The 14,359-nt window shown below is 60.3% G+C and carries 12 protein-coding genes; 4 read left to right on the top strand and 8 right to left on the bottom strand.

Features of this window, described 5'->3' with window-relative positions:
- Positions 1-128 precede the first annotated feature (128 nt).
- Positions 129-1,316: an acyltransferase family protein gene (locus AXG89_RS01885; protein WP_162915990.1), complete on the top strand. Its 1,188-nt coding sequence runs from the start codon at positions 129-131 to the stop codon at positions 1,314-1,316.
- Between the two features lie 5 nt (positions 1,317-1,321).
- On the opposite strand, the gene AXG89_RS01880 is transcribed toward AXG89_RS01885, so the two are convergent.
- Complete coding sequence (locus AXG89_RS01880; RefSeq protein ID WP_062167425.1) at positions 1,322-2,527, bottom strand: glycosyltransferase; 1,206 nt, start codon at positions 2,525-2,527, stop codon at positions 1,322-1,324.
- A 366-nt stretch (positions 2,528-2,893) separates the two neighbouring features.
- Between AXG89_RS01880 and AXG89_RS01875 the strand changes: the two genes are divergently transcribed.
- Both AXG89_RS01875 and AXG89_RS01870 read left to right on the top strand, forming a co-directional pair.
- Entirely contained in the window at positions 2,894-4,141 is a 1,248-nt protein-coding gene (locus tag AXG89_RS01875) for an oligosaccharide flippase family protein (protein WP_062000951.1), read from the top strand.
- On the top strand, positions 4,141-5,220 hold the full coding sequence (locus AXG89_RS01870) for a glycosyltransferase family 4 protein (protein WP_062000080.1): 1,080 nt from the start codon (positions 4,141-4,143) through the stop codon (positions 5,218-5,220). Before AXG89_RS01875 ends, AXG89_RS01870 begins: the two co-directional genes overlap by 1 nt.
- Positions 5,221-5,296: 76 nt before the next feature.
- On the opposite strand, the gene AXG89_RS01865 is transcribed toward AXG89_RS01870, so the two are convergent.
- Together AXG89_RS01865 and AXG89_RS01860 are read right to left on the bottom strand one after the other, a co-directional pair.
- Positions 5,297-5,443, bottom strand: a complete 147-nt coding sequence (locus AXG89_RS01865; protein ID WP_372237040.1) for an MFS transporter small subunit — start codon at positions 5,441-5,443, stop codon at positions 5,297-5,299.
- A gap of 30 nt (positions 5,444-5,473) precedes the next feature.
- On the bottom strand, positions 5,474-6,871 hold the full coding sequence (locus AXG89_RS01860) for an L-lactate MFS transporter (protein ID WP_062000078.1): 1,398 nt from the start codon (positions 6,869-6,871) through the stop codon (positions 5,474-5,476).
- 692 nt (positions 6,872-7,563) lie between these two features.
- On the opposite strand from AXG89_RS01860, the gene AXG89_RS01855 reads away from it, so the two are divergent.
- Complete coding sequence (locus AXG89_RS01855; RefSeq protein WP_062000077.1) at positions 7,564-8,385, top strand: alpha/beta fold hydrolase; 822 nt, start codon at positions 7,564-7,566, stop codon at positions 8,383-8,385.
- A 38-nt stretch (positions 8,386-8,423) separates the two neighbouring features.
- Here AXG89_RS01855 and AXG89_RS01850 read toward each other — a convergent pair whose 3' ends face one another.
- From AXG89_RS01850 to AXG89_RS01830, 5 genes are read right to left on the bottom strand one after another with little or no spacing between them, the layout of a single operon-like run.
- Positions 8,424-9,539, bottom strand: coding sequence for an MraY family glycosyltransferase (locus AXG89_RS01850; protein ID WP_062167423.1), 1,116 nt, complete (start codon positions 9,537-9,539; stop codon positions 8,424-8,426).
- A gap of 30 nt (positions 9,540-9,569) precedes the next feature.
- Complete coding sequence (gene galE, locus AXG89_RS01845; RefSeq protein WP_062167421.1) at positions 9,570-10,604, bottom strand: UDP-glucose 4-epimerase GalE; 1,035 nt, start codon at positions 10,602-10,604, stop codon at positions 9,570-9,572.
- A 24-nt stretch (positions 10,605-10,628) separates the two neighbouring features.
- Positions 10,629-11,795, bottom strand: a complete 1,167-nt coding sequence (locus AXG89_RS01840; protein ID WP_082771310.1) for a glycosyltransferase family 4 protein — start codon at positions 11,793-11,795, stop codon at positions 10,629-10,631.
- A gap of 26 nt (positions 11,796-11,821) precedes the next feature.
- Positions 11,822-12,622, bottom strand: a complete 801-nt coding sequence (locus AXG89_RS01835; protein ID WP_062167417.1) for a glycosyltransferase — start codon at positions 12,620-12,622, stop codon at positions 11,822-11,824.
- The gene (locus tag AXG89_RS01830) at positions 12,619-13,875 is read right to left on the bottom strand and encodes an oligosaccharide flippase family protein (RefSeq protein WP_062167415.1); all 1,257 of its coding nucleotides are present in this window, start codon (positions 13,873-13,875) and stop codon (positions 12,619-12,621) included. Before AXG89_RS01830 ends, AXG89_RS01835 begins: the two co-directional genes overlap by 4 nt.
- Positions 13,876-14,359 lie beyond the last annotated feature (484 nt).

Here is a 14,359-nt window from a genome sequence, read left to right as displayed (position 1 = left end):
TTCCTCTCTCCGTTTTTCCGATAGTCCGAACAGCACGGGCGCTGTGTCCGTGCCGCGCCAACCTGTTGCCCGACGCCGACCATGCAAGCACTTCATTACTGTTGCGCAAACGCCGCGAGGACCTGCCGATGACATCGCCCGCTCGCATTGCAGCGCTCGATGCCGGCCGCACGCTTGCCGTCATCGGCGTGATCGCGGTTCATCTCGCGCCCTGGATGGTGACGAGTCCCGTGTGGCTCGATACGCTCGCCAATCTCGGACAGTACGGTGTCCAATGTTTCTTCGTGATCAGCGCGATCACGATTTTTTCATCGATAGAACATGACGCGCAACGTCTCGGGGCAACGCGTGAAGTGCTGCGCAACTTCTATGTGAAGCGTATTGCGCGCATCGCGCCGCTTTATTACCTCGCGATCCTCGGTTACACCAGCACCGAGTTCGCGCTGCACTTCGTGCATGGCCATATACAAACGCCGCACGATCTCTCCGATGTCTTCCTGAACGTGCTTTTCATCCACGCATGGTTTCCGTCGGCAACGGACAGCGTGGTGCCGGGCGGGTGGTCCATTGGCGTGGAGATGTTCTTCTACATGATCGCGCCGGCGCTCGTATTCGTTTGCCGCACGCTGCGTGGATTGATCATGGTTTCGTTGGCGACGGCGCTGTTCGCGCTGTCGTGCTGGTACTTCGGCGCATGCGATGGCGGTCCTGCGTGCCGCGTGGTGAACAACGAGTTCTTCTACTTCTGGCCGCCCATGCAGTTGCCGTGTTTCATCATCGGATTCTGGGTCTGGCGGCTGGCGAGGGATTATCTTGTCGGCGACCGCCAACTGTCCTCACGTGCTTGCGCGAGGCTTGCGGCAGGCGGCCTCGCCGCATTGGTTGCATTGTTTCTCGCAGGCACAGGACGCGGTCTGGCACACGGCGTCGCGCCGACGTTCGCTGCTCTTGCGACGGCCGCCTTGATGCTGTTGCTGACGCGCGTTCCATTCCGATTGTTGAAAGCGCCGGCGACCGTGATGCTCGGAAAATACAGCTTCGGCATCTACGTATGGCACTTCGTCGCCATACTTGCCGTGCGGGCCGTTGTGAGGCTCGACGCCGTGGATGACTTCGCCGAGGATCATGCAGTTCTGGTCTTCGCGGTATCGATGATCGCGGCTACGGCCCTGGCTTACATTGGCGCGAGAATCACGGCGCGGCGCATCGAGGAACCGTGCGCACGCTGGGTGCGTGAATGGCTGGGCAAAGACCCGGCGGACCCGGCGCGCATCCGTGCAAGAAGTGTTGCAGTGGACGGCACCGAAGGCGTTTGAGGCGGTCAGGCGATAGCTTGCCGCAGCGTCTGCTTGAACTCGCTCAAGGTGTTGCGTTCGAGCAGATGCGGCGCACGTGCCGCCGCTTGCGGGCGAGGTTCGAAGACCTGATCGAGCGCACTGTTGATCGATGCCACCGACAGGTCCTGCACCACCGGTCCGAGCTCACCCGTACGGCAGAACCAGCCGATCAACCCATCGGCCGTTGCGATCACCGGCTTGCCGAAGCGGTATGCCTGCACGAGCACGCCGCTCATGCCGTAATGTCCTTTGTAGCCGAGCCACACGACATCGCAGGCTGAAAAGAGATCGAGTTCTTCTTCGGCGGTAACGAACCGGTCGATGAAAACCGGCGGCGGAGACAACGCAGCCGCCGACGCAAAGAACGCCCGGATTTCATCGTCCTGAGCGCCGGCGACGACAAGCGTGGGTTGATCTGCGCCTTGCCGTTGCGCCAGCGCTGCGGCGAGTTCCTGGATACCCTTGCGCTCGGTGATCGCGCCATATACGAGGATGTGCTTGCCCGCGCCCAGTCCCAGCCGCTGACGTGCAATGGCAGGCTCGGTCGCTCTTGCATCGGGAAACGGATCGGCGAGATATTGCACGGCCGCGCCGTGATTAGCCTGATAACGGTCCCGTTGACCGGGCGTGCCCGCGCACCATTCGGTGAGCGTCGGGTCGATTGTCAGCAGCGTCTTCAACCCTTGCGTGCGGATCGCGCGCCGGAACAACTGCGCTTTCACGCCGTTCAACAAGGGCTCGCGCGGCGCTCTCACGCCGACTTTCGCGTGATGGAAATTGGCGCGCATCGTAATGCCGACCCACGGCGTCGCGCCAAACGGTGAACCCGTGAAAGGCAACGCGTAAAAGAAGTAATCGATGTAAGGCACCACCACGAGCGAGACCTTGCGGCCCTGGCTTGCGACACTGAAAGCATGCTTGAAATCGCGGAAGAAACGCACGTAGCTGACTTTCGCCAAGCCTTTCCCGCTATGCGCGAGCGGCGCCACGAACTGGATTCCAAGTTCGGGCCGGTTCTCCTCTGCAATGCGTTTGCTGAGCGAATGCGCTGCATTGGCGGGATCGGTCACGATCACGCACCGGTAACCTGCTTCGCTGTAGGCGGCTGCAGCCCACTCGGCATACCGCCACCGATGCCCGGTGAAATTCGGTTCGATAATCAGCACGGTGTCCCGCGTTTCATTGGCCATGGTCTGTTTTTTTATCGGAAAACGTACAAAAGGTCGTGATGTTCGGGCGGTAAGACGCAGAACGCCGGCGTAATCGCGTGGAACATACAGTCAAGGCGCCGGAAACCCGGCGACTAATGGCAACACTAGCATTGCAGCAAGATTTGCAAGCGACAAAACGTAGGGTATTCCTCTGGCGAAAAAAGACAGTGAGCCAGCGTACATGAGGGCCGATATCAACTACGAGATGGCGCACAACACATGGCGTGGCACGTTACCTTTGCGGAAACCCTGGACCCAAGCATCGCTCATGAAAAGTCAAGTCTCGCCGGCAATCCGTTTGTCGTGCTCTAAATACAAAAAACCGACCCGACGCGAGGAATGTCTGTGAGAGCAGTTCGCTTACCTTTTTCAACCGCGAGCGTGCGTTTCGACCAGGACGCCGCCATCTGGGTCCTGCTGCAGCAGATCGTCGTGCGCGGATTCGTTGCGGTCAAGTTCCTGGCGATCGGGCGCATTCTCGGACCCGCTGCTATCGGCAGCGTCAGCGTGGCGCTGCTTGCGGTCGCGATTGCCGAAGCGCTCAGCGATACCGGCCTGGCGCAAGCCGTCGTGCAGGGCCGTGAGACGCCCAACCGCTCGCAGCTTGGTGCGGTCTGGACCACGCTGGCTTCGCGCGGAGCGTTGATCGCCGTGCTGATCGTGTGCGCCGCGCCATTGATGGATTCACAATTCCATCTCGGCGGCTCGCTGCTGTTGCTGCAAATGGCCGCGCTCTTGCCGCTGATTCGCGGCGTGGCGTCGCCGGCGTATTACATCGTCACGCGCGAACGCGGCTTCATGCGCATTGCGGGCGTGGAGATGTCGTCGGCGTTTCTCGATTGCGCAATCGGCCTGGGGTTTGCGCTGAGCGGCGCCGGCGCTTATTCGGTGTTGCTCGGCATGCTGGCAGGCGAGACGTTGAAGACCGTGCTGACGTGGACCACCATGGGGCCGCGGCCGCCGCTGCGGGCATCGTGGAAAGGCATTGGACATTACGTAAACTTCAGCCGGTGGATCTGGGCCGGCAGCGTGGTCAATCTGCTGCTGAACCAGTTCGATAAAGTGATCGTCGCAAAGCTGCTCGGACCCGCGCAACTCGGCGCGTACCAGATGTCGTCGAAGCTTGCGCAAATGTTGCTGGCGGATGCGGCTATCGCCATGTCGCAATATCTTTTCCCGACGTTTTCGGCGCATCATCGGAAGGACGCGGACTTTGCAGCGCGGCTCTTTCGCCGCTATCTCGGACTCATCGCGGGAGGACTCGTCGTGCTGGTCATCATCCTGCGCTTTGCCGCTGAACCGCTGTTCCAGATCGTGCTGGGAACCGCGTGGCTGCCTGCCGTCCCGCTCTTTCGCATCTTCGTGGTCAACATGGCGATTGGCGCAGTGATCGCGGTGCTGGTGTCGTATCTTCGCGCAGTCGGATTGCCGAAGGTCGCCACGCACGCATCGATCATCCAGGCCGTGGTGCTGCTCGCCACGGTGCCGGTAGCGACGCACATGTGGGGCGTGACAGGCATTGCCTGGGCGATGACCGGCGGCCTCGCGGCCGCTGCCGGCTGGATGCTGTTCCGAATCCTTAAGGAGGCGTGATGCGCATCCTTCATCTTGTACTCGCACCGCGACTTTCAGGCGCCGAAGTGCTGGCCAAGGATCTGGCGATCCATCAGCAGAACAGCGGTGAAACGGTCGGCATGACCTCGCTTCGGCCACAGCATGAAGACTTCACCGAGCTGCGTCGCGAGCTCGATGCGAACCATGTCGAATGCATGTTCCCCGCTGCGTCGCACGGAACGCTCGGCAAGTTGTGGCATTTGTACCAGTCGGTTAATCACTACGCGCCGGACGTGGTGTTCGCCCACGCGACCATCCCTGCGTTTTATGCGCGCGCGTTGCCAATTGCGGCGCCCGTGGTGTACGTGATGCATTCGGCGACCAATGACTTCGAGCGCGGATTGTTCAGGCGTATAGAACGCGTTTTGTCGCGGCGTGCGCGTGCGGTGATCGCGGTGTCGCCTGCGAATATCGATGATTACGTGGCCGCCGTCGGCCGCCATCCTTCGATGCAGCTCATTCCGAATGGCGTCGACATGGCGCGTTTCTCGAAAGGCCTGACCGCAATTCCCGCCGATAACCATGCGCAGATCGTGCAGATTGGCCGGTACACATCGGTGAAAAACCAGTTGCAGACGGTGCACGCCTTCAAGGAGGTGGTGAAGCTCGTGCCGCATGCGCGTTTGCTGCTAGTGGGCGTGATCGAAGATCCGGCCTATTTCACGGCCGTGAACGATCTCGTGGCCAAGCTCGGGATCGGACAGCATGTCACCGTGGAAGGGCCGCGCTCGGACGTATCGGATATCTTGTTCAAGGCCAGCGTATTCGCCATGCCTTCGCGTTCGGAAGGGCACAGCATCGCGTTTCTTGAAGCGCTTGCTTCAGGCGTGCCGATCGTCGCCAGCCAGATCCGGCCTTTCAGCTTCGCGGAGGATTTCCCGGCGGTGCATCTGCTCGATCCGGAAGACACCGCGAGTTATGCGCGAGCGTTGGTGACGGCGTTGGGCGAAGGACGGGCGCAGAGACCGCTGGGCGGGCTTACACTTGCAGACACCGCTGAGCGTTACCTTGCAGTGGCGCGAGAGGTGACGAGCGGGATGGCGGGGGCCCCGGCTTGAGTTGAAGAAGACTGCTAGAAGCGCTAGAAAGAGAAACGCCGGCTGATAGCCGGCGTTCTCCGTTCTGCCTACACGATCAATGAAACAGCTTCGTCGCCTGCACCAGCGTGTTGATCACGCCCCATGCCAGCGGCACGACCACGTAGATCCAGAAGACCCCAAGCAACGCCTTGTTGGTCGGCGCAGCATTGGACGAAAGATCCTGATTCATGCGAGTGTTCATTGCGTTCTCCGGTTTATCGTTGTTCTGGCTTCATTCCGACGCAAGCGCCGACGCACTCATGTGATGCTTCGCGTTCACCTGTTTTACCAGCAAGTTGCAGATGAACCCAAGCACCAGCAGCCCCGCCATGATGTGCAGCGTGGTCGTGTAGGCCTGCGCCTTTTCAACGCCATGCGCCACCTGATACGCGCGGATATAGTTCACCAGCACCGGTCCTGCGATCCCCGCAGCCGCCCACGCTGTCAGCAGACGTCCATGTATGCCTCCGACGAACTTCGTGCCGAAGATATCGGCAAGATAGGCCGGTACGGTTGCGAAACCGCCGCCGTACATGGAGAGGATCACGCAGTACGAGAGCACGAACAGCGCTACATTGCCGCTCTGCGCGAATTGCGGCACGAGCCAGTACAGCACGGCTCCCAGCACGAAGAACACGAAGTACGTGTTCTTGCGTCCAAGCCAGTCCGAGCCCGACGCCCATACGAACCGGCCACCCATGTTGAACAGCGAAAGCAAGCCAACAAACCCGGCCGCCGCGCCGGCAGTAATGGTCGCCTTGAAGCTCTCCTGGATCATCACCGACGCTTGGCCCAGCACGCCGATACCCGCCGTCACGTTGAGGAACAGCACGAGCCAGATCAGATAAAACTGGGGCGTCTTCAAAGCCTGGTCGATATGCACGTGATTGCGCGTGATCATCTTGTTGCCGTTGTCGGCAGGCGGCGTCCAGCCGGCGGGCGCCCAGTTCGCGGGCGGCACGCGGATGGCGAGCGCGCCTATCGACATGGAGATGAAGTAGACAATACCCAGCACCACGAAGGTCTCGGTCACGCCGTTGCTCGTCGCGCTCTTGAAGTGGTTCATCAGCGCAACCGATGCGGGTGCGGCGATCATCGCACCGCCGCCGAAACCCATGATCGCCATGCCGGTCGCCATGCCGCGGCGGTCCGGGAACCAGCGGATGAGCGTTGAAACCGGCGATACGTATCCCAGCCCGAGCCCGATTCCGCCGATCACCCCATAGCCGAGATAAACCAGCACGATCTGATGCAAATGAATACCGAGCGCCGCCACGAGGAAGCCGCCGCCAAAACAGCAGGCGGCTGTAAACATGGTGCGTCGCGGGCCAACCTTCTCGAGCCATTTGCCCGCAAATGCCGCCGACAGACCCAGGAACACGATCGCCAGCGAGAAGATCCAGCCGAGCGTGGTCAGCGACCAGTCGTCGGGCGCGGACTCCGTAATGCCGATCACGCGGGTGAGCGGCGAATTAAAAACCGAAAACGCATACGCCTGACCGATACACAAATGCACCGCAAGCGCGGCGGGGGGCACCATCCAACGAGAAAATCCGGGTTGTGCGACGGTCGCTTCTTTTGAAAAGAAACTGGGTGACGGGTGAATAGGGTTATCTGAGCGCGTGCTCATTTTGGTCTCCAACTTGGTTTAATGCGCGGTTTAACGTTTGCTTTTTTTATTGCATGGCTTACCAAACAAGCGGGCGAAGGTGCCGAATTGTCTGGTCGATCGTCGCAGGGCGATAGAAAGCGGAATAGACGAGGAATGCAAAGAAAATAGGCTTGGACTTTTCATAATGTGTACGCGGGCGAGCGCTACTGTCACGATAGTTAAGCCGTGGAATCAACGCAATAGGATATGTTCAGACATAAGTGTTTGTACTGATAAGGCAAGCCCTGCCTTCGGCTGTTTTTACGATATTGGCTAAACAAAGGCGTTAGGGTTTTCCAAAAGGCGCCGGTAAAAAAAGCTTGATATCGATTTCACGCAAAAATCCGGTCTGGTTTACAGCCCCGATTAACTCCAGCAAAAACAATTATTTTCATTCGGGTAGCGCGTATCAGGAGTCGTCCGCTCATGCATCCCAATTGATTTTGCAAGTCTTTTCACCGACACGTTCCTGCCGTAACCTGAGGCACTTCGCGCCGCACGCGGCGCACATCCCGGACATTGATCAACACCAAGACGCCGCACGAGCGGCGCAGTTTTGTCGCATGACGAGGACGTACGAATGCCTTTGCAGGTCCCTCGCGTTGCGCACACCAAGGCGGCGATTCTCAACGTGGACGCAACGCGCAATCTCACCTTAAGGAGCACGTTCGATGAGCACGATCAAGACGAAGGACGGCACGGAGATCTTTTACAAGGACTGGGGGTCGGGCAAGACGGTGGTGTTTTCGCATGGCTGGCCGCTGGATGCTGACGCGTGGGACTCGCAGATGCTCTTCCTGGTCCAGAAGGGGTTCAGGGTCATTGCGCACGACCGGCGCGGCCACGGGCGGTCCGGCCAGCCGGCGCAGGGCAATGACATGAACACGTACGCCGATGACCTGGCCGCGGTCCTTGATGCGCTCGACGTGAAGGACGCCATGCTTGTGGGCCATTCCACCGGCGGCGGCGAGGTTGCGCATTACATCGGGCGTCATGGGACGGGGCGGGTATCGAAGGCAGTGTTGATCGGCGCCGTGCCGCCGCTGATGCTGAAAACCGAAGGCAATCCGAACGGCGTGCCGAAGGAGGTGTTCGACGGCATCCGTGCCGGCGTCGCCGCCGACCGATCGCAGTTCTACAAGGACCTGGCGCTGCCTTTCTTCGGTTATAACCGCGAGGGCGCGAAGAAATCACAGGGTGTGATCGATTCGTTCTGGGCGCAGGGCATGCTTGGCGGGATCGTGGGGCATTACGCGTGCGTGCGCGAGTTTTCGGAAGTGGATTACACCGAGGATCTGAAGAAGATCGACGTTCCCACGTTGATCCTGCATGGCGATGACGACCAGATCGTTCCTATCGACACAGCCGGACGCATGTCAGCGAAGATCGTGCCGAACGCCACGCTCAAGGTCTATCCGGGCGGCGCGCACGGCATGTGCGTGGTCGAAGCGGACAAGGTGAACGCGGACTTGCTGGAATTTGCATCGAGCTAAAAAGACACGCGCCGGCTGGAGAGCCGGCGCATTGCGTGTCATGGCTTGTGCTTCACCGGGTGCGCGCGGCGAAACACCATCCATCGCGGCGACTTGAATCTGACAATGCTCACGTACAGCCACACATACGTGAATGCAAACACCACGACAAAGCAAAACAGGTGCACCGTATGCCGCCAGAACAGCGTGGCGGGAATCACGGCGATCAGGCACAGCAACCACAAATACGGCGATGTCAGCGAGTTGCGTTGCGTGAGCTCACGTGCGTTCTGCGCCCCGACGGCCCATCGCATGAGGCGTTTGTACACCAGCATGTGCAGATGAACGCCGTCGGGAATGCCCGGCGAAATGCCGCGAATGAATTTTTTCCGGTAGATCGAGAAACACGTCTCGAAGATCGGATACATGAAGAGCAGCACGGGAAACCACGCTGATACATCGCGATTGCGCATCACGAGCATGATCGACAATTCGGCGAGCATGAAGCCGATGAAATAGGCGCCGCCATCGCCGAGAAAGATCAGGCCCGCCGGGAAGTTCCAGATGAAAAAGCCCATCACCGCGCCCATCATGATCAACGAAGCCGACAACACGATCGGATCGTGGACCTGGAACGCGACGTACGCGAGCGAGGCGAACATCATGAATGCGACCATCGATGCAAGGCCGTTGAAGCCGTCGATGATATTGATCGCGTTCGCCAGCGCCGCCACCGCGATCACGGTCACGAGACACGAGATCACGCCATAGGTCAGCAGGAAGTCGAGCGGCGGCACGCTGATACGTGTCACTGCAATGCCGAGCAGGAAATACGCGAGCGCGGCGGCGGCCATGGTGCAGACCAGGCGCACGACGGGCGTCACGCGCTTGGTCAGGTCTTCGATGAGCCCCGAAAAGAAAGCGGGCAAACCGCACGCGACCACGGCAAGAATCCCGCTCGATACAGCCGGATAGCTCCATCGAAGCTGCACGGCAGAGACGGCAAGCCCCAAAAGAATGCCGACGCCGCCAATGCGCGGCACCGACCGCGCGTGAAACTTCTGCACGCCGGTCATATCGGTGTCGCCGGAGATGCCTTCGTGCAAATGTGCAAACCGCACGATCAACAGCGTGATGAACAGCGAAACCAGAAAACCGAGCGCGAAGCTAAGCATGAAAAATAATCACTAAAAGAACGGGACGGGTCAGGCAAAGCCCTTCGGATTCTGCGACTGCCAGCGCCAATGATCGGCGCACATCCGCTCGATGCCATGTTCGGCCTGCCAGCCGATCAGTTCGGACGCGGCGGCGGGGTTCGCATAACACTCGGCGATATCGCCCGGACGGCGCGCTACGAGCTCATACGGCACCGGCTTTCCCGACGCCGCCTCGAACGCCTTCACCACGTCCAGCACGCTGTAACCCTGACCCGTGCCGAGGTTCACCACGAAGCTGCGGTCAAGCGATTGCAGTGCATCGATGGCCTTGATGTGGCCGCGCGCCAGATCCACCACATGGATGTAATCGCGCACGCCGGTGCCATCGGGCGTCGGGTAGTCGCTGCCGAAGATGCGCAGTCGTTCGAGCTTGCCCACCGCAACTTGCGCTACGTACGGCATCAGGTTGTTCGGCACGCCGGCCGGATCTTCGCCGATCGAACCGCTTTCGTGCGCGCCGACCGGATTGAAATATCGCAAGGTGGCGATGCGCCATGTCGGATCGGAGAGTTCCAGGTCACGCAGGATCTGCTCGGCGATCAGCTTCGACTGGCCGTAGGGGTTGGTCGCCGAAAGCGGAAACGATTCGTCGATAGGCACGCTCTTCGGCATGCCATACACCGTCGCCGACGAGCTGAACACGATCTTCTTCACGTTGCGCGCACGCATCGTGTCGAGCAGCACGAGCAGGCTGTCCACGTTGTTGCGGTAATACTCGATCGGCTTAGCGACCGATTCGCCCACCGACTTCAGCGCCGCGAAATGAATCGCGCCGGTGATTGCATGTTCGTCGAAGATGCGGGCGAGGGCGGATTCGTCGCGGGCGTCCGCTTCATAGAACGCGAGTGTCTTGCCGGTGATCTGCTCCACGCGCTTGAGCGATTGCGCGTTGCTGTTCACGAGGTTGTCGATCACGACAACGCCGAATCCCGCATTCAGCAATTCCACGCAGGTATGCGAGCCGATAAAACCCGCCCCGCCGGTCACGAGAATGGTGCCTTTTTCGTTGGTTTGTTCAGTCATGAGTGTCGCTCCCGGAGGTGCTTTTTAAAGTGAGACGCCGGTCGCCGAGAATCCGGTAATCGCGCGTATTGTGCCTTTATAACGTTCGACGACGCCGTTTTCGTCGAATTCCCGCGTGACCTTGGCGCGGCCCGCCACGCCCATTTCGGCGCGCGCTGCATGGCTTGCGAGCAGCATGCGTTCCAATTGTTGCGTCAGGCTGTCCGGGTCTTTCACTTCGCAGAGAAAACCGGTCACGCCGTTTTCAACGACTTCGCGGCAACCGGGGACATCGGTCGCAACAATCGGGCGGCCCATCGCCGATGCTTCCATCAGCGTTCGCGGCACGCCCTCGCGATACGACGGCAGGACCACGCAATCGGCGTTGCCGATGAACGCGCGGACATCGGTCGCTTCGCCGAGATAATCGATGACGCCTTCGCGCTGCCACGCCTGGACTTCGTCGAGCGTGATCGCGCTGGGATTGTCCACGCCGGCCGGCCCGAGCAACTGGAAGCGCGCGTAAGGATATTTCGCGCGAATCCGGCGTGCGGCTTCGACGTATTCCGCCACGCCTTTATCCCACAGCAGGCGGCCAATTAAAACGAAAAAAAAGCCTTCCGTCTGCGGGTTGGCGCGCGGTAGCGGCTGGAAAGCGTATTCGTCGAGATCGACGCCTTCGCCGTGCAGAAGTCGCGCGCGTTCGGGCTTGACGAGCAGGTTTTGATCGATGAAAGCCTGACGATCGTCCTTGTTCAGGAACCAGACTTCGCGCGGAAAGCGGAACGCGAACCTGTAGAGTTTCTTCGCGATGTTCGCCGTTCCGCTTTGCTGGATGAACACGTAGCCGAGGCCGGTGGTCACGGCTATCGATGGAATACCCGCGAGCTTCGCGGCGATCGTCCCATAGATATTCGGCTTGATCGTGTAATGGAAGACGATCTGCGGACGCGCTGCGCGGTATTCGCGATACAGCGCGGCGAGCGTCCTGAGGTCATCGCGTGGATTCGTTCCCTTCGACGCCATGGGCAGGTCGACACACCGGCAGCCCATTGCTTCCATCAGCGGGAACGTGCGGTCGCGCGGCGCGATGATCGACACTTCGGCGCCCTGTTCGATCAACATTCGCAGCAAACCGCGCCGGTAGGTATAGATCGCCCAGGCGGTGTTGCAGACGAGGGCAATGCGAAGGCGGGAGGTCTCTGCGTTCATTCTTTCCATTTAAAAAAGGCGTTGTTTCAAGCACCGAGCAGGCGTGTTTTCAGGGAACGCAACGCGCGATAGGGCAACACCAGGTGCGCCACGTTCTTCGCCACGCCGATCCAGTCCGGCAGGTTTGTCGCACGCAAATACTTCATCTGGAGCCGCAGCGTGGACCACACTTGTGTCCGGCGTCGGGTCGCGCTGATGCCGTGTTCATTGAGTTCGTAGTACACGCCGAATTCGGGGAGATTTGCGCCATCGTGATGTTGCAGAAGACGCAGGATCAGATCGAGGTCCTCGGCCGCCCGGTATTGTGCGCGGTAATTGCCTGCGCCGATCACGGCGTCCACGCGCAGCATCAGCGACGGATGCGTGAAGCACGAACGCATCAGCATGACACGCCGGATATCGGCGGGTCCGGTCGGCGGCTGCAAGTCGAAGAGCGGCGCGCCTTCCATGTCGACCACGTGCGTCCACATGCCTAGCACGGCCGTTTGCGGATGCGTTTCCATATGTTCGCGCTGCTTTTCGAGCCTGTATGGCGTCGCGAGATCGCCCGCATCTATACGCGCCGCGTATCTGATGCCGCGTGCGGCCAGCGCATCGATGCCCGCCTGCAATGCCCGCTCGATACCGCCATTGTCCGGCATGCGCAGTACTTCGACCGTCATGTTCGCCACCGCCGGCGCAACGATTGGCGGCAGGCTGCCGTCATCGACGACCAGCACCCGCACCGGCGCACGTTCGCAAAACGATGCAAGCGTACGCTCCACATCATGCTGCGCATTGAATGCCGGTAGCAGCACGGCCACATCGTCGAGAAAAGGTGTGCTCATGTCTCCAGCCGGAAGCGGATGTAGTAAAGATTCACCAGTGCCGCCGCAAGATATCCCGCGGCGAGTCCGACCAGCGCGCCGTAGCTGCCCATGCGCGGAATCGCGATCAGGTTGACGATTGCCGCGACCACCAGCGCCAGCAGCCACTTCGCGAGCAATACGAACTTCGCCTGGTATTTGAGCACGACCAGATTACCAATCGCTTCTATACCTGCTGGCAGCGAGAGCCAGACGGCCCAACGAAAGATATCGATGGAAGCCGTGTACGCCGGCCCGAACACATGCGAAATGATGAACGCTGCAAGCAGATCGAGGATGATTGCGCCGCAGATCATCAGCACGGCGGTCATTGCGAAAAGTCGCATGATATTGCGCTTCAATTGCAAGGCATCGCTCACCTTGTAGACAAACGCCGGCGCGATGGTCTGCGCGAGCATCAGCGCGAGCGCGATCCAGTTTTCGTTCAGTTGCTGCGCGGCGGAGTACACACCAAGATCGGCGAAGGAGATATGGCGTTCCAGCATCAGCCGGTCGAGTTTCATGAACACCGACATGCAGATCAGCCCGAGCCAGAACACCGTGCCGGCGCTCGCGAAATGCTTGAAGAGCGACAGGTCAAGATGCCAGCCCAGCGTGCCGCCATTGCGGCGCATGTAATACAGCAGCAATACGCCGCCGATAGCCGCCGATTCCAGCGCCCAGAGCCAGCCGAAACGCGCCGGACTTGCGGCCGCGCGCACCAGCAGGAACACGAGGCCAGCCTTCAGGATGGCCGTGACCATGCTGGTCAGCAATTGCGGCTTGCTGTACGTCATGCTTTGCAGCCACGCGTTGATCACGCCCACGAACGGTTCGCGAAACAGCATGGTCACGGCGAGGCCGGCGAGCATCGCGCCGACGAGCGGATCGGTGAACCCTGCCGCAATGCCGATCCACGTCAAGACGAGCGCCGCCGCCGAGATGCCGATGCGCAGCACAAACGCACTGCCGAGCACGGTGCCGATCTGCTTTGGATCGCGATGCACGATAGTCGGCACGAGGATTTCCGCGCCGCAGACCCACGTGATCGGCGCGATCACGAGCAGTAGCGTGTTCGCGTATTGCCATTTGCCGAATACATCGGGGCCGAAATAGCGCGCAAGCAACCCGCTGATGCCGATCGCCACGGCAATCTGCGTAAGCCGTTCAAGCCCCAGCCAGACGATGTTCGCGAGCGCGCGGGCGACGTCCGGGTTCGATATCCGTTTCAGCATGCGTGGCTGGCGCTCGCCGCTGGCGTGATGAAATTGTCAGGAACGGGCATGCGAATTGCTGACATCATCCGATGGTGCAGACCTTCGGGCACGCTGTCCGGCCAATCAGCGAGGCGATTGCCGTCGCCTTTGTCGTTCGTTATGAAAAAGCGTCGGAGCATTGGATTAGAATATTTGCGCAGGTTCGCATGACCTTGCAGACGCGGAACGTGTCCGGGCGGCCCGGGTTTCGAAAGATTGCGATTATAGGGGCGAACAGTGTGCGCAAACGCGTGGTCCGATACCGCCCGCTCGTGATATATAAGCGCGTTTGACGAACTCGACCGCGAACGGACAGGCGGCCAGGGCGCAGGTTGAACCGCCCGGGCCCATTTCTTTCGTTATTTTTCGCGCTCCGTCCGGGTATCGTTTCCGGGCCGGCAAAGAGTAGAAACACGCAAGTTTCAAGCAGGTCTGCATCACAGGGTCTTCGTGACCCGGGACG

This window comes from Burkholderia sp. PAMC 26561 (assembly GCF_001557535.2).
Lineage (GTDB): Bacteria > Pseudomonadota > Gammaproteobacteria > Burkholderiales > Burkholderiaceae > Caballeronia.
Note: the sequence above shows the minus strand (reverse complement) of the source record. Positions and strands in the feature narration are given on the sequence as shown.

Excerpts from the sequence above, each read along its gene's own strand:
- AXG89_RS01885 (WP_162915990.1), top strand. The coding sequence starts at position 129 with ATGACATCGCCCGCTCGCATTGCAGCGCTCGATGCCGGCCGCACGCTT.
- AXG89_RS01880 (WP_062167425.1), bottom strand. The coding sequence starts at position 2,527 with ATGGCCAATGAAACGCGGGACACCGTGCTGATTATCGAACCGAATTTC.
- AXG89_RS01870 (WP_062000080.1), top strand. The coding sequence starts at position 4,141 with ATGCGCATCCTTCATCTTGTACTCGCACCGCGACTTTCAGGCGCCGAA.
- AXG89_RS01865 (WP_372237040.1), bottom strand. The coding sequence starts at position 5,443 with ATGAACACTCGCATGAATCAGGATCTTTCGTCCAATGCTGCGCCGACC.
- AXG89_RS01860 (WP_062000078.1), bottom strand. The coding sequence starts at position 6,871 with ATGAGCACGCGCTCAGATAACCCTATTCACCCGTCACCCAGTTTCTTT.
- AXG89_RS01855 (WP_062000077.1), top strand. The coding sequence starts at position 7,564 with ATGAGCACGATCAAGACGAAGGACGGCACGGAGATCTTTTACAAGGAC.
- AXG89_RS01850 (WP_062167423.1), bottom strand. The coding sequence starts at position 9,539 with ATGCTTAGCTTCGCGCTCGGTTTTCTGGTTTCGCTGTTCATCACGCTG.
- galE (WP_062167421.1), bottom strand. The coding sequence starts at position 10,604 with ATGACTGAACAAACCAACGAAAAAGGCACCATTCTCGTGACCGGCGGG.
- AXG89_RS01840 (WP_082771310.1), bottom strand. The coding sequence starts at position 11,795 with ATGAACGCAGAGACCTCCCGCCTTCGCATTGCCCTCGTCTGCAACACC.
- AXG89_RS01835 (WP_062167417.1), bottom strand. The coding sequence starts at position 12,622 with ATGAGCACACCTTTTCTCGACGATGTGGCCGTGCTGCTACCGGCATTC.
- AXG89_RS01830 (WP_062167415.1), bottom strand. The coding sequence starts at position 13,875 with ATGCTGAAACGGATATCGAACCCGGACGTCGCCCGCGCGCTCGCGAAC.